The 16,122-nt window shown below is 43.0% G+C and carries 8 protein-coding genes, 1 tRNA gene, 2 rRNA genes and 3 pseudogenes; 4 read left to right on the forward strand and 10 right to left on the reverse strand.

What is annotated here, in order from left to right; all coding sequences use genetic code 11:
* Positions 1 to 40 precede the first annotated feature (40 nt).
* Positions 41 to 337: a co-chaperone GroES gene (gene groES / locus MF1_RS05235; RefSeq protein ID WP_006590484.1), complete on the reverse strand. Its 297-nt coding sequence runs from the start codon at positions 335 to 337 to the stop codon at positions 41 to 43.
* 223 nt (positions 338 to 560) lie between these two features.
* On the opposite strand from groES, the gene fumC reads away from it, so the two are divergent.
* Positions 561 to 1,949 carry a class II fumarate hydratase gene (gene fumC / locus MF1_RS05240; protein ID WP_161510624.1) on the forward strand — a complete coding sequence of 463 codons (1,389 nt, stop codon included), beginning with the start codon at positions 561 to 563 and terminating at the stop codon, positions 1,947 to 1,949.
* 713 nt (positions 1,950 to 2,662) lie between these two features.
* Here fumC and MF1_RS05245 read toward each other — a convergent pair.
* Complete coding sequence (locus MF1_RS05245) at positions 2,663 to 4,291, reverse strand: alpha-D-glucose phosphate-specific phosphoglucomutase (RefSeq protein ID WP_161510625.1); 1,629 nt, start codon at positions 4,289 to 4,291, stop codon at positions 2,663 to 2,665.
* Between the two features lie 197 nt (positions 4,292 to 4,488).
* Here MF1_RS05245 and MF1_RS05250 point away from each other — a divergent pair, with 197 nt between their 5' ends.
* The 3 genes and pseudogenes from MF1_RS05250 to MF1_RS05260 all read left to right on the forward strand — a co-directional run.
* Positions 4,489 to 5,013 carry a peroxiredoxin gene (locus MF1_RS05250; protein ID WP_161510626.1) on the forward strand — a complete coding sequence of 175 codons (525 nt, stop codon included), beginning with the start codon at positions 4,489 to 4,491 and terminating at the stop codon, positions 5,011 to 5,013.
* 64 nt (positions 5,014 to 5,077) lie between these two features.
* Positions 5,078 to 5,267, forward strand: a pseudogene (locus MF1_RS05255) (peroxiredoxin); the annotation flags it as partial.
* A gap of 338 nt (positions 5,268 to 5,605) precedes the next feature.
* Positions 5,606 to 5,791 (forward strand): annotated as a pseudogene (locus tag MF1_RS05260) (integrase); the annotation flags it as partial.
* A 942-nt stretch (positions 5,792 to 6,733) separates the two neighbouring features.
* Here the strand turns inward: MF1_RS05260 and hisS are convergent.
* From hisS to MF1_RS05290, 8 genes and pseudogenes are all read right to left on the reverse strand, one after another.
* Complete coding sequence (gene hisS / locus MF1_RS05265; RefSeq protein WP_161510627.1) at positions 6,734 to 8,230, reverse strand: histidine--tRNA ligase; 1,497 nt, start codon at positions 8,228 to 8,230, stop codon at positions 6,734 to 6,736.
* A 464-nt stretch (positions 8,231 to 8,694) separates the two neighbouring features.
* Positions 8,695 to 8,899: pseudogene (locus tag MF1_RS06960) on the reverse strand (isocitrate/isopropylmalate dehydrogenase family protein); the annotation flags it as partial.
* 269 nt (positions 8,900 to 9,168) lie between these two features.
* Positions 9,169 to 10,014 carry an orotidine-5'-phosphate decarboxylase gene (gene pyrF / locus MF1_RS05270; protein WP_014924353.1) on the reverse strand — a complete coding sequence of 282 codons (846 nt, stop codon included), beginning with the start codon at positions 10,012 to 10,014 and terminating at the stop codon, positions 9,169 to 9,171.
* 278 nt (positions 10,015 to 10,292) lie between these two features.
* Positions 10,293 to 10,463 (reverse strand): hypothetical protein, encoded by a 171-nt coding sequence (locus MF1_RS06615; RefSeq protein ID WP_162532069.1) that lies wholly within the window; start codon positions 10,461 to 10,463, stop codon positions 10,293 to 10,295.
* Between the two features lie 426 nt (positions 10,464 to 10,889).
* Positions 10,890 to 11,975: a YrzE family protein gene (locus tag MF1_RS05275; protein ID WP_161510594.1), complete on the reverse strand. Its 1,086-nt coding sequence runs from the start codon at positions 11,973 to 11,975 to the stop codon at positions 10,890 to 10,892.
* 848 nt (positions 11,976 to 12,823) lie between these two features.
* Positions 12,824 to 12,900, reverse strand: a tRNA-Met gene (locus MF1_RS05280).
* 112 nt (positions 12,901 to 13,012) lie between these two features.
* Positions 13,013 to 13,127 (reverse strand): 5S ribosomal RNA (rrf, locus tag MF1_RS05285).
* Between the two features lie 74 nt (positions 13,128 to 13,201).
* Positions 13,202 to 16,014 (reverse strand): 23S ribosomal RNA (locus MF1_RS05290).
* Between the last annotated feature and the right edge of the window lie 108 nt (positions 16,015 to 16,122).

The following is a 16,122-nucleotide window of genomic DNA, read 5'->3' on the forward strand; positions in this document are numbered from 1 at the left end:
TGTCCTAAATAGTAGAAAATGAAAAAATTGAGAGGCTGGATTACCCCAAAATTCCCATAATGTCAGATTCTTTCATAATTAAGAGGTCTTCACCATTAATCTTCACTTCGGTTCCAGACCACTTTCCAAACAAGATACGGTCTCCTGTTTTCACTTCTAAAGGCACACGCTTTCCATTGTCATCGAGAGCTCCATTGCCAACAGCAATAATTTCACCTTCTTGAGGTTTTTCCTTAGCTGTATCAGGGATGATAATCCCCCCAGCAGTTTTGTTTTCAGATTCAACCCGACGGACAACGACACGATCGTGAAGTGGGCGGAATTGTATGTTAGCCATATTTCAAATCCTTAAAACTTAATATAATTGCATTAATCTTAAGTCCTTGTTAGCACTCATAGTTGGAGAGTGCTAACAGTAGCGGTAATATAAAATCGCCACTTTCCAATGTCAAGGTTCTTTACAAATAATTTCTCTCAAGAGGCTTCAAAGTCTTGCCTCTTTTTTCTATTTTGCGTTATTTACCCTTTTTATTAACCACTGAACATAAAAGGATCTTACCATGGTTGAAACACGTCAGGAAACAGATAGCTTTGGAACGATTTCAGTACGTCAAGATCGTTATTGGGGAGCACAAACTGAACGTTCTCTGCATAATTTTAATATTGGCACAGAAAAACAACCTCTCACCATCATCTATGCCTTAAGCCTTATCAAAAAAGCTGCAGCTGTTGTCAATATGGAAAAAGGCAAGCTTGCACAAAACATCGGAAAAGCAATCATTACTGCCGCCGATGAAGTGCTCGCAGGAGCATTTGATACGCATTTTCCACTTTCTGTCTGGCAAACTGGTTCTGGCACCCAAAGTAATATGAACGTCAATGAAGTCATCGCCAACCATGCCAGCATGCTTTTGGGAGGAAAACTTGGCAGTAAAGCACCCGTTCACCCCAATGATCACGTAAATATGAGCCAATCGTCAAACGATTCCTTTCCCACAGCACTTCACATTGCCACCACACTCCAAACACGCCAACACTTATTTCCCATCCTTGACGCTCTTATTACTACTTTAAGAAAAAAAGAAGAAGAATTTGCCGATATCATCAAAATCGGACGCACCCATACCCAGGATGCAACACCTCTGACATTAGGACAGGAATTTTCAGGTTATCGCGCAGCACTAGAAGCCAACCGCCAACGCATTGAAAGTGCGCTTGCCGATGTCCAAATGCTTGCCCAAGGAGGGACAGCTGTTGGAACAGGACTCAATGCACCGCAAGGTTTTGACGTTGCTTTTGCGCAAACAATCAGCACCCTCACAGGAATAACCTTTAAGACTGCCAGCAATAAATTTGAAGCACTCGCCCATCATGGAGCCCTTGCACATTTTCATGGAAGCTTGAATGCATTAGCAGCTGATCTATTTAAAATTGCCAATGACATTCGGTTTTTGGGATCCGGTCCACGCTCAGGGCTGGGTGAACTAAGCCTTCCAGAAAATGAACCAGGATCTTCCATTATGCCAGGCAAGATCAATCCCACGCAGTGTGAAGCAATGACTATGGTTGCTTGCCAAGTTTTCGGCAATCATACCAGTGTAACATTTGCCGCAAGCCAGGGACATTTTGAACTCAATGTTTATAAACCTGTTATTGGCTATAATGTTTTACAGTCGATTACGCTTCTTGGTGATTGCATGCGTTCTTTTGACATGCATTGCATTCAAGGATTACGTGCCAATCGAGTCCATATTCACTCTCTCATGGAACGCTCTCTCATGTTAATAACAGCTCTTGCACCGAAAATTGGCTATGAAAAAGCTGCCGAAATTGCTAAAGCAGCATATAAAAATGACACGACTTTGCGTACTGAAGCTATCAAAGCGGGAGTTTCTGGAGATGATTATGATCGGCTGGTTGATCCCAAAAAGATGATCCACCCGCAATAAACAAATAGATTGAAACCTCCCTGATAGACCTCTCTATTCCTGATAGACCTCTCTATTAGAATATCGGAATTAGAATATCGGACCGCAAGCGGTCCGATTCTTATTGGATCTTAAACAATCTAATCCCCACCTCTTGCAATAATCAGTTAAGCGCGCTCCACTCTGCTCCACCCTCTTGAGAAGAAGAACTTTTTGTGGATCTTGATTGTGTTTGTGTGGGGTCAGCTTTATACGGCTCAAAAGAAAGCCGTAAGGATACTCCTACCGCCCTTGTTCCCAACAAGTGTTCTACAACCGCGCTCTGGTCTCAAAAAAACACATGCCTTGCAAGGCCACCTGTTGCAAAGGTCAGAAAACTTTAAAACTTTTTATGCATAAAAATAACATGACTTTGCGCACTGAAGCATTAAAAATGGGAAGCTGGCAATAATGATGACCAGCTGCTCGATTCCCAAAAGATGCTCCATCCACAAGAGACAAAAGGAGAGAAACCTCCTTAAGAAAAACCTCGAACATCAGAGCGTTCGTTTACCACCCAATTTTGTTGCCAATGGCATTCGGTTTTTGGAATCAGCTTCTCGCGCTTATGTTTGAGTGAACGAAGCCTTCCAAAAAATAAAGTTGAGACTTTCCATCATGACAAAAAAATCAGCCCAAAAGCACTTGTAAAACAATGATGCCCCCCTTTGCAAGAAACAACTTGAAACAGCTCTCTATGTGATAACATCAGGCTGTTTGCAACCCAATTTTTGTTGTATTTTTAACAATTCCAGCGCTGCCTTTTGCAAAGGTTGGAGGACTTTTTGCGGATCTTGATTGTGTTTACATGGGTCAGCTTCGTACTGCTCGAAATAAAGCCGTAGGGTAGAGCCCACCGTCCCTGTCCCTGATAAGCGCACCACTAACCGTGCTCCATTCTTAAAAAAAATACGCACTCCCTGCCCCGTGCTGATACTCTGATCAATGGGATCATGATAGGTAAAATCATCTGCTTTTTCAACCTGGAGTCCCGCAATTTTCATGCCTGCCTTTGGTAAACGCGCGCACAACGCATCCATGACCATGCGAGCTTTACACGCCTCCACTGCTTCATAATCATAACGCAAAGTGTAAAAACGCCCATAAGTGTGCCAATGCTGTTGCGTAATTTGTGCGACAGTTTTCCCTGTTACCGCTAAAAGATTTAACCAAAATAAGACAGCCCATAAACCATCTTTTTCGCGGATATGATGAGAGCCGGTTCCAAAGCTTTCTTCACCACAAAAGGTCACTTTTCCAGCATCTAAAAGCGACCCAAAAAATTTCCATCCCGTTGGTGTTTCAAAAAAGTTTAATGCTTTTTTTTCAGCAACCAGATCAGCCGCACGCCCGGTTGGCATAGAGCGTGCAATACCCACAATACCCTGCCTATACCCTTTTATCAGATGTGCATGATCCGCCATGATAGCCAGAGAATCAGAAGACGTGACAAATTGTTTACGACCAATAATGAGATTACGATCTCCATCACCATCAGACGCCGCACCAAGATCAGGTCCTTGATCCGACATCAACAAATCATAAAGATCCTTCGCATGAACCAAATTTGGATCTGGAGGCTTCCCTCCAAAATCTGGCAAAGGAACGCCATTAACTACTGTTCCTTCAGAGAATCCTAAGCATTTTTCAAAAATTTCATACGCATAAGGTCCCGTTACTGCATGCATTGCATCAAAGCGCAAAGTTAACCCTTCTGCCACAGCCTTGGCAATACAGTCAAAATCAAAAATCTCCTGCATCAGTGCAACATAATCTGCTACAGGATCAATAACATCTACTTGCATGGCCCCCACAAAGGTCGTGCCTTGCGTACTTAAATCAATATCTGGAGCCTCAACAATCTTATAAAAAGAAAGATGTTGCGAGGTTGCAAAAACAGCATCACACAAAGAAGCAGGAGCAGGTCCGCCATTGGAAATATTGTATTTGATGCCACAATCCCCCTCCAGACCACCAGGATTGTGACTTGCTGAGAGAATAATACCACCATGGGCATGGTATTTGCGAATAAGATGCGAAACAGCAGGCGTAGAGAACAATCCCCCTTTTCCAACTTTAACACACGCAACACCATGAGCAGCAGCCATTTTCAACACAATTTGAAGAAGGGTGTGGTTGAAATAGCGTCCATCTCCTCCAAGAATCAGCAGTTTCCCTTCAAGAGGCCCAATGTTATTAAAAAGAGATTGAATAAAATTTTCAACATAATGGGGCTGTTGGAAAACAGAAACTTTTTTGCGTAAACCAGACGTTCCAGGTTTTTGATCATTAAAAGCCGTAGTCAAAACTGTCATGATAGTCATGGAAGCGCCTTCATCTTGTTTTGTTTGATTCTAGAGTAAACATCTATCAAAGTCGACCATTAATTCTACTTGACGCAACAATGAAATACTTGCAAACTCGTTAGAAAAGAAGACTGTTTAAGTCGTTCTTTTCAATATATTTTAAGACGAGGACTTTTTTAAAACACAATTCTCATAGAAAATACAGGAGCATGATTATGATAAAAAAAACAGTTCCCAATGCCACTTTTCATACACGTGTACGGGATGAATCCATAGGTGGAAATAATCCTTATCGGTGGCAAGAGGTTAACAGTGATACGTACTTTAAAGGGAAGCGAGTTATTCTTTTTTCTCTTCCTGGAGCGTTCACTCCTACTTGTTCGACCTTTCAGCTCCCTGATTTTGAAAAGCTCTATGATGAATTTAAAAAAGTCGGTATTGATGAAATTTATTGCCTTTCCGTCAATGATGCTTTTGTCATGAACGCTTGGAAGAAAGCTCAAGGGATTGAAAACGTGAAATTGATTCCTGATGGCTCAGGTGAATTCACCCGCAAAATGGGAATGTTGGTTGCTAAAGACAATGTTGGTTTTGGAATGCGGTCATGGCGTTATGCTGCTGTTATCCATGATGGTGTCATTGAAAAATGGTTCGAAGAAGAAGGCTATTCGGACAATTGCACAACAGATCCTTATGAAGCCTCTTCACCACAAAATGTTCTAAAAGCTCTAAAAGGTTAATTGCAAACCAAACTCACTCGTTTAGATAACTGTACAAATTCCTTCGCAAAGAGGAATTTGTACCGAAAACGTGAAATTGATTTCCTGATGGCTCAGGTGAATTCACCCGCAAAATGGGAATGTTGGTTGCTAAAGACAATGTTGGTTTTGGAATGCGGTCATGGCGCTTTGCTGCTGTTATTCATGATGGTGTCATTGAAAAATGGTTCAAAGAAGAAGGCTATTTGGACAATTGTACAACAGATCCTTATTAGGAGATCTTCCCAAAATAAAATCTTTTTAAAATACTGAAAACGCGTTTCATAGCAAAATCGCTTGTTTAAATGGCACAAATTTCTGTTTGTAATTTAGTTTATACCGTTTGTATTTTTATGAATTTTTTTATGTGACTTAAAATTTACTCACTTGAGATTAGTTACTTTGGGGTTTTATGTATAAGATATTGATTTATAATGATAATTCATTATTTTCATATTTATCGTAAGATTTTCTCATTTCAAGCCCTCTTCCCGTGAATCAATCAAAACCTTTCGCTTGCGCATCACAAGCCGGATTGGCGTGTAGAGAAAAACACTTAAAGAAAGGAATAAAAATGCCTTTTATGAATCGTCTCAATGCAAGAACCGGTGAAACATTGAAGGCCGGAAAATAGAATGATGGTGCCGGCTTGCACCTTCATAAGCGTAAAGATGATGATGCACAATGGCCTTACCGTTCTACCATTCACGGGTACCGTCGTGAAATAGGCTTAGGAACATTGAGAGATATTTCTTTAAAATAAGCACATGAATGGGCAACACAATGGTGCTCTGTTTTGCGTGAAGGGTATGTGTAGCTCACACCTCAAAAGATTGAAGTAGAGACCAAGAATCCCATAAAAGAAGAAGCTTTTTTATCCCATCACGAGGAGATACATCTGAAGTGGTTACGTTTATTGAAGAAGCCTTCAAGAAGGGGGCGTTCTTTGTAAAAATGTTCATCATCGTTATGTGCTATTTTCCTGTTTGAGTGGAAAAGGAGAACAGGGATGCAATTTTCCTTCTTCATCCGTTCTCTTTGTACCTCTGAACAGAACCATTCTCAGCAATAACTTTTGTATTCTCACCTCTTCAAAAAGCTAAGCTGCTTGGGTAAATGCACTCCGGCCCCTATTGTTAAAAAGAAAACATAAAGCTTAGCCCGAAAGTATCCGCACCATACATGACTCTTCAAGGTAAAATCTTGGCTTGCTTCTCAAGTCTTCCATCTCATGCTGATCCCCCTATGCCCGTCACACAATCTAGAGCTTCCAACACAGGGAAGAGCCAGAATACAAGATGGCATCGATCCTCACAGAGCACCATCATAACCTATAGTTTTTGGTAAGCGCTTCCAAAACCGGATGCCCCTTTCGATACCAAGATCATAACTTTATGAACGCCAAACGCCTTGCCTGCGGCTAAGGGAAAACTCTCGCATTGAAGCCTCCGTTTTTAAATAAAATGAACTTCTTCAATAAAACGACGAATAAGGTTTTCAGTACCCAACAGGCCTCTGAGAGACTCATCCTTAATAAACTGGTAAATCCTTTTGCTAATCCTTGGTAAATTTCATAATTCTCCCTGGTAACACGTCTGTTCTTTACAAGTGGACCATGACCACCCCTCTCCCTCTCCCTCTACTCTCACGTCTTACTTATTAAGGCGGAAAACCTAAGGTAATGATCCTGATATTTGAAAAGCTAAAACTTTTGTGCATTTTGGGATATTAAAATATCTTGTACAGCTTGGACCAATCGCTCTTCATCCACCGTTATCTGCGCTGGTCTGCTTTCGCGCCATGTTTGATTATCCTTAATTTCATGAGACAACCGCGCACCTTCGATCAAATCTTTGATCTGTATTTTTCTGTCTTGGCGCTCTTGTGATCCTTGAATCACCACACAAGGAGCCTGACGGCGATCTGCGTATTTCATCTGCGCTTTAATCCCTGATGCTCCCAGATAGAGTTCAGCACGAATTCCCGCTTTACGCAACTGCATGACCATTTTTTGATATTGTGCAACAGCCTCTGGCTCTCTATCCATCATCAGCACCACAACCGGCCCAGGTGTTTTCTTTACAGGCAGCTTTGAAAGATTTTGCAAAGCTGTTATCAAGCGTGAGATACCAATTGAAAAACCCGTCGCTGGAACATTTTCATCACGAAATCGTGCAACCAATCCATCATAGCGCCCACCTCCACCAATGGACCCAAAGACAACTTTTTGTCCATCATCATTGAGAACATCAAAAAGCAATGTCGCCTCAAAAACAGGTCCGGTATAATATTCCAGTCCCCGCACCACAGATGGATCAATTTTGATACGGTTTTGATAACCATTTGCGGCAAAAATTGCCTGCATTTCCTCAAGCTCCCGCACCCCTTCTAATCCTTGAATATGATGACCAACAACGTGTCTAAGAGCATCAAGCGTTTCCTCTGCTGTTTCAGCTTCTCCTGTGAGCAAAGCAAGAACACTATCAATCTCTTGGTCCTTAAGCTGTGCCCCTTTAGTAAAATCACCACTTTCATCCAAACGCCCTTTGCCCAAGAGCAAACGCACACCTTCAAGACCAAATTTATCAAGTTTATCAATGGCCCTAAGAACAGTTAAGCGCTTTTCAGCTTTTTCACGTCCCACCAAGCCAATTTGCTCCAAAACAGCCTCTAGAATCTTTCGGTTATTAAGACGAATGGCATAATCATGATGCTGAAATCCTAGTTTTTCTAAACTATCTGCTGCCATCATGCAAATTTCAGCATCCGCCGCCACTGTTGGTGTTCCAACAATATCAGCATCAAACTGCATAAATTGTCGAAACCGCCCTGGTCCGGGTTTTTCATTGCGGAAAACAAAACCAAGACGATAACTCCGATATGGTTTTGGCAAAATTTCAAAATTCTCCGCAAAATAACGAGCAAGAGGTGCGGTGAGATCATAGCGCAAAGACATCCATTGCTCATCTTCATCTTGTAGCGAAAAAACCCCCGCATTTGGGCGATCTTCATCAGGTAAAAACTTGCCTAACACATCCGTATATTCAAAAATCGGTGTTTCAAGGGCTTCAAAACCGTAAAGCTCATAAACCTCACGAATTTGAGCAATCATGGTTTCGGTTGCATACAGCTGCGTGCTTGTGCGATCAATAAAACCACGTGGTAAACGAGCTTTGGTTTTTTCTTGTTTCGATGACATGTTATTCTCTAGCAACAATATGTGTTCACGGACAACTTGTGTCTATCGTATAGAAACAAACGCTGCAATAACTTTATCGATCTGGACCTTCTGTAATATTCAGAAGTTTTTGCTTTTTACCAGGCAAAGCGGGCCGCCTTTAGGATAATCCGTTAAGAGATTTTTGCACTTTCCATATCAGGAAGTAAATTCTATGTTAGCGTCCTTACATTCATTGACCAAAAATGAGGAGGAGCCAGAGACGAATGCCCATCTATTTTTATCCCCGCAGTGTTCCTACGGCTTTTGTCCTTAAACGGTTCAGAGCTCCCATATTCAATCTACTCACTCATCTTTTTGGACTATGATCGCACGATTTTCGCAGGTAACAGGTAAGAGTGCCCGAAACAAGAAAATATCACAAGACCAAACAGTTTAGTCTTGCACCAATATTGTTTTTGACAATGAATTTCCACGCCTCATCCTCATATTAAAACTGACCAAGCTGCATATTCCTGTAAGACCACACCTAAAAACGGTTGTGTATAGGAAAAAAACACGATCATCACCATAGCTTGTCATCTGTACAGTCATTGTAGCATGTCCGAGACTTACTTTCTGGTTTTCTAATATCTCCAAAGAAGGGGATAAACTAACCTCAACCTCAGGCTGCGGAAGACTTTTTGCACTTAAACACGTTTCCCAAAATTGACTGCGTTTTCCTTTCCCTCCATCAAATCAATGCCTCCCAAGTATCATCTGCTCCATTTTTTATGCCTATCTAAACACTAAGTGGAATATGCGTCAGTAATTTTTAGCAGTACCACAAGTAATTTTTGATTTTAGTCATTCTCACTTCTAGCAACTGCTAATTTTGGATAAGCCCAAAAGCATTTATTTGGAATAAGCACCCTTCGTTTATAAGAGATTTTCATCTTTATACCGTAAGCAAAAGAACCTCAAGACAAGAGAGTGCTTTGAGATTGCTCCACAAAGCTATTAATAATGTTTTTTAAATCAACAACATTGCGACCAGCATCTGTTATCGATCGTGAAACTGAGGGAATGATATTCTGCCATAGCCTTTGAGGAAATTGATCTGCCAATTGTTTTATTGTTCCACCTTGAGCGCCAACACCAGGAACCAAAAACAGACTGTTTTTTAATTGCTCGATTGTATCTTTTGATTCATTTCCTAATGTTGCTCCAATGACCGCACCGATAGGACCAACAGACTGATGCTTGCCTGAAGACTGGCTATTATAGTCACAAATACGCTGTGCCAAATGAACAGAGAGTGTTTGGTTGCCGATACGTGCATTTCTAATGGGCTTGCCTTCTGGATTTGAAGATTGCACAACCACAAAAACTCCTGTTGCTGTTTCTTCTGCAACCTTTATCAGAGGTATAAGAGCATCAAAACCCAGGAAAGCATTGACTGTTATAGCGTCAGCTTTAAATGCGCTGCTTGAACCAAGCCAAGCTTTCCCATAAGCTTCCACAGTAGAGCCAATATCACCCCTTTTTGCATCAGCGATAACCAATAAACCTTGTTCGTGTGCATTTTCAATAAGTTCTTTGAGAACTTGAAGGCCTTCCACACCATATAATTCAAAAAATGCGACTTGTGGTTTTATGATACCCACATGACCAACAACTGCCGCTAAGAGGATATCGCAAAAGTCTTTTAATCCTTTATAATCAAAGCTTAAGTTCCATGATTGTAAAATGTGGTGACTAGGATCAAAACCTATACAAAGCGGTCCATATATTTCACGCTTTTTTAAAAAAGCTGAACAAAACATTCTACAACCTAACACAATCTCTGTTTAAATTTTCCGATACTATCAAAAAGCAATTCATTTATAAAAGTGATAGGTAACATGTTTTATAAAATTTAAAAATACTTTCAAACTTCATGACACAGCGCAAACAGAACAAACATCACATATTATATTTCACAAAACAGCCTCCTTGTGTAAAGATTATCTTCTTTCTCTTTAAACAGACTGACAATAAGGATATTGCGTCCCCCATTTGGACTAGGGCAAGCTGGCATTACCCCAATTGTTTGCAAACCTTCTTATTCCTTAAGCAAGCTCAGAGAGCATATCCCCAAAATACTTTCAGCAACAATCCCAGCAAACTTCTCTGGCTTAATTGCCCTCCAGAAAGCGACCACATCCACATTGTGAATATCTTCTTCCATTTCTGGATAAAGTTTGAGCGACTTTCTCAAAAATTTCTTGCGCAAATTGTCCACTTTTGCGCATATAAAACAATATTACTTTGGGCAATTTTTTGGCAATCTACTTGAGGAACAGGATCAGCTTCCTGGTTCGAAGCTTGCTAAAATATCGCCATGGGATTAATCCGCTCAAAAGAGAACAGGCTTGATGGCTTAAGCAAATCAGAACGCTAAACTAGCGTGCCAACAGATTGTCTTTGGTTTACAGCAGGTAAAGGTGGAGATGGTGCTTGAACAGGGAGACTTCATTTCTCCTCCATACAAGGTTTTTGAGCAAGGATGCTAAGTGATCGCAGAAGAGAGAGCCCTTAGTTCTTTTATGCGTATGAAGGATCATTTCCTACAACAAAGGCATAAGAAGGTTTGCAAACAAAAAGCTGCACCCGATTGTACAGCTTTTTATTGGTTTCATGGTTTATGAAAGGAAAGTTATTAAAGCGTGAAAGAGTTCTTACGGCTTCTGTAACCATAATAGCCAAAAACACTGGAAAGGATGGCACCAATCAAGCTTCCCAAGAAGCCCCACCATCCCATGTGCGATGCTGTTTTAGCAGTTTTATCCGCACCGTGATGGGCATTGTTTTTTGCTGTGTTTAGCTTTTCAGACAAGGTATTAGCCTGTTGCTCAAAAGCTTTGATTGTTTGTCCAATTTTTGCCTCTGCTGTTTGATAAACATCCAGTGCATGGTTGGCTGCTTTTTGTGCCTCAGCACGTGTCATGCCCCCTTTCATAAGGTCGTCGATGATCTCGCTCTGATTAAACTTTGCCGTCATGGTTTGGATATGGTCAGAAAGACGATGTCTTAGCTCTCTCAAATATATGCGAGAGTGAGAAGGATCGTTTTTGAAAGCCGTTAGTACTGAACCAACATCTTTGAGCGCTTTCTGATAGGCTTGTTTCAAGCGGTCAGGATCAAGAGCAGAGATTTCGCTTTTTTTGAGAAGGGTGCGCAACTCGCTGCGGAGTTTATCAAAATCGACCCCATTTTCGGTGTTCTCACGCAAAAAACTTTCAACATTTTTGCCGTTTAATTTTGAAAGAAGGGGAAAGACATCTGTTTTAAGACTATCCACGATTTGTTGTGTTGCACCACTTTCTGAGACAATCTTAGCGCTTAAGCTTGCTGCACTTGAGACCAAGAGGGAAGCTTGGAGAGCCATCAGAAGTGTTAACAGAGCCCAGGTTAAAAAGCCATGAAGGGCCCCTGATGTTTCTGCAAAACGTCCAGCAACAAAGCTCCCACTTGCAAGGCTGATCAGCATAACGATAAGAGAACCAATCCCCACAGAGAGGAAAGAGCCTTCAAAAGGAGAGGAAGAGGAGAAGTCCATTTGGCTTAAACCTAAAGCTGCAACGAGAAAAGATAAGCAGATTGAGGTAGCGAGAGCTGTCACCAGGCCAGCAAAGATTGCTGACCATGAAATGGGTGTATAAAAGAGAGGATACTGCTCCTCTAGTGATGTTTCTCCTAGAAAATGCGTATCGAAGGGTGTGTCTTCAGGAATGCGGGTTTCCATGTTTTTATCTCCTTGAATGATGATGGAGATAAAATGCCTCTTGAACAATTATGTTCCAAAATGGACAAATATCCGCCAAAAATGGAAAGGAAAGACCAAAAACAAACAGGGAGCAATCGTTGGCACGCTCGTTTAGCGTTCTGACCGCTTAAACCATCAAGCGTGCTATCTCTTGATCTGATTTAAACGAGCATGGAAGCTCTTAGCCTTTGAATAGGTGCATGATGGATTGACAGTGCTGTGGAGATCAGATTACGACGTTAAGCCTTGAAGTTATTGGCTTTTGCTTATGAGCAGATATTTGATTTTCAGAGCCGATTTTTGGCGCTTTAGAAACAGAGGGAATGTTTTTGGTCTTTTTTTATGGAACAGCAAAGCCTTATGGATTTTCTCTTGCTTGTCTTGTTTTTGAGCAGAGCTGGCGTGTGAGCAAGCGCGTTTGCGAGCCATAGATTGCGTTGTTTTTTCTTATTTGTGGTTTTTCCTCTGTCGAGCATTAACCAAGACATGAGCCAAAATGCTCCTGTGAGGTTTTGTCCTTGTTTTAGCAAGGTTCTAGCAATTTCTGCCAGGAAGATTTCTATGATAATGATTTTAGAAGAGAGAGTTTGAAGGAGTCTCGCGGTCTGTTAAATCGCACCCATTGTTTGAAGAATCAAAGGGAAGAAATGACACCCTACTTTTCGTCCTGCACGAACCGATAATTCTGGGGAGCTTTAGGCAGCTGTGTGCCTGTGGCTTTTTTGCTTTTGTCTTTGATACAGATCAGGGGGGATTTTTTACCTGAACTTCTCTGGAAGCGGTTATTGAAGAGAAATTTTTCTAAATTCTGATCTTTTTATTTATATTGGTTGCGGGGGCAGGATTTGAACCTGCGGCCTTCAGGTTATGAGCCTGACGAGCTACCGGGCTGCTCCACCCCGCGTTATGAAGGATAATAAATTAAGCGTAATTTTTTGTCCACGCTTAATTGTTTTCTTGGTTTTGTGTTTTTTCTATTTTCAGATTTTGTGAGTGATGCTCTATGCGCTTAGCAGACCTGGCAGCGACTTACTCTCCCGTGCCTTAAGGCAAAGTACCATCAGCGCTGGAACGTTTCACGGCCGAGTTCGGGATGGGATCGGGTGCGTTCGCTCCGCCATAACCACCAAGTCAGCAAAGAGCATAGAAAGGATGAGAAGCTAGTTTTTGATGTTATTTTTAATGAATGCTTATAGGAAATGGGAACGATCAAGTCGATCGAACGATTAGTATCAGTAAGCTTCATGTGTTACCACACTTCCACACCTGACCTATCAACGTGGTGGTCTACCACGGTTCTCAGGGAATACTTGTTTTCAGGTGAGTTTCCCGCTTAGATGCTTTCAGCGGTTATCTCGTCCGTATATAGCTACCCTGCTATGCAGCTGGCGCTACAACAGGTCCACCAGAGATACGTCCATCCCGGTCCTCTCGTACTAGGGACAGGTCCTGTCAATATTCCAACACCCACGGCAGATAGGGACCGAACTGTCTCACGACGTTCTGAACCCAACTCACGTACCGCTTTAAATGGCGAACAGCCATACCCTTGGGACCTGCTCCAGCCCCAGGATGCGATGAGTCGACATCGAGGTGCCAAACAACCCCGTCGATATGGACTCTTGGGGGTCATCAGCCTGTTATCCCCGGCGTACCTTTTATCCGTTGAGCGATGGCCCTTCCACACGGGACCACCGGATCACTATGACCGTCTTTCGACTCTGCTCGACTTGTCAGTCTCACAGTCAGGCAGGCTTATGCCATTGCACTCAACAAACGATTTCCGACCGTTCTGAGCCTACCATCGCGCGCCTCCGTTACTCTTTAGGAGGCGACCGCCCCAGTCAAACTACCCACCATACACGGTCCCGAATCCGGATAACGGACTGCGGTTAGACATCCATATCGGTAAGGGTGGTATTTCAAGGATGACTCCACAAAGGCTAGCGCCCCTGCTTCAAAGTCTACCACCTATCCTACACATACAAACACAAATGCCAGTGTAAAGCTATAGTAAAGGTGCACGGGGTCTTTCCGTCTAACCGCGGGAACCCCGCATCTTCACGGGGAATTCAATTTCACTGAGTCTACGTTGGAGACAGCGGGGAAGTCGTTACGCCATTCGTGCAGGTCGGAACTTACCCGACAAGGAATTTCGCTACCTTAGGACCGTTATAGTTACGGCCGCCGTTTACTGGGGCTTCAATTCAATGCTTGCACATCTCCTCTTAACCTTCCAGCACCGGGCAGGCGTCAGACCCTATACGTCGTCTTGCGACTTCGCAGAGCCCTGTGTTTTTGGTAAACAGTCGCTACCCCCTGGTCTGTGCCACCCTCTAACGGTTGCCCGCTAAAGGGTCACGCTTCTTCCGAAGTTACGCGTGCAATTTGCCGAGTTCCTTCAACGTAGTTCTCTCAAGCGCCTTAGTATTCTCTACCAGTCCACCTGTGTCGGTTTCGGGTACGGTCTCTATGTGGGAGCTATTTCCTGGAACTGCTTCACTGCAAGATCAATCCAATAAGACCTTACAATACACGCAATCCGTCACTACCCACAGGTCCACGAATATTAACGTGGTTCCCATCGACTACGCCTTTCGGCCTCGCCTTAGGGGCCGACTCACCCTGCTCAGATTAACTTTAAGCAGGAACCCTTGGACTTCCGGCGAGGGAGTCTCTCACTCCCTTTATCGTTACTCATGTCAGCATTCTCACTTCCGATACCTCCAGGAGCTCTCACGAGTCTCCCTTCACAGGCTTACGGAACGCTCCGCTACCACTTACTCCTAAGAGTAAATCCACAGCTTCGGTGTATGGCTTTAGCCCCGTTACATTTTCGGCGCAAAGACCCTTATTTAGACCAGTGAGCTGTTACGCTTTCTTTAAATGATGGCTGCTTCTAAGCCAACATCCTGGTTGTTTTGGGATCCTCACATCCTTTCCCACTTAGCCATAACTTGGGGACCTTAGATGGTGGTCAGGGTTGTTTCCCTCTCCACGACGGACGTTAGCACCCGCCGTGTGTCTGCTAGTTAGTTCTTCCAGGTATTCGGAGTTTGGTTAGGTTTGGTAATCCGGTGAGGACCCCTAGCCCATCCAGTGCTCTACCCCCTGGAGAATTCGACTAACGCTCTACCTAAATAGATTTCGCGGAGAACCAGCTATCTCCGAGTTTGATTGGCCTTTCACCCCTAGCCACAAGTCATCCCAATCTATTGCAACAGATACGGGTTCGGCCCTTCAGTAAGTGTTACCTTACCTTCAGCCTGCTCATGGCTAGATCACTCGGTTTCGGGTCTAATCCAACGAACTAAACGCCCTGTTCAGACTCGCTTTCGCTACGCCTACACCTATCGGCTTAAGCTTGCTCGTTAGACTAAGTCGCTGACCCATTATACAAAAGGTACGCCGTCACCCAGAACAAATCTTGGGCTCCGACTGTTTGTAGGCATCCGGTTTCAGGTACTTTTTCACTCCCCTTGTCGGGGTACTTTTCACCTTTCCCTCACGGTACTGGTTCGCTATCGGTCATGCACGAGTACTTAGGCTTGGATCGTGGTCGACCCATGTTCAGACAGGATTTCACGTGTCCCGCCCTACTCTAGGACTTAAAGAAGAGTTACGTATACGGGACTATCACCCACTTTGGTTCGACTTTCCAGTCGATTCTACTTTTCTTTCTTTAAGTCACTGGCCTGGTCCGCGTTCGCTCGCCACTACTAACGGAGTCTCGGTTGATGTCCTTTCCTACAGGTACTTAGATGTTTCAGTTCCCTGCGTTCGCTTCTTACATCCTATTTTATTCAAATGTAGATACCTTTATCTGATGACTAGAAAACTAAACTGTCTTTTTTAGAAAACAGCTTAATTTTTCCAGCCACCAAAGGTGGGTTGCCCCATTCGGAAATCTACGGATCAAAGGTTATTCGCACCTCCCCGTAGCTTATCGCAGCGTATCACGTCCTTCATCGCCTGTGCATGCCAAGGCATCCACCAAATGCCCTTTAGACACTTGATCGTTCTCATTGCCAATATTCATTCAATGTTTGTCGGCATTCTTTGTCTTGTGCAAAACAAAGCGCAAAACAAACAAAAATATCAGCAGAAAAGACCAGCTTCTCGAGAT

Source organism: Bartonella quintana (assembly GCF_009936175.1).
GTDB lineage: Bacteria > Pseudomonadota > Alphaproteobacteria > Rhizobiales > Rhizobiaceae > Bartonella > Bartonella quintana.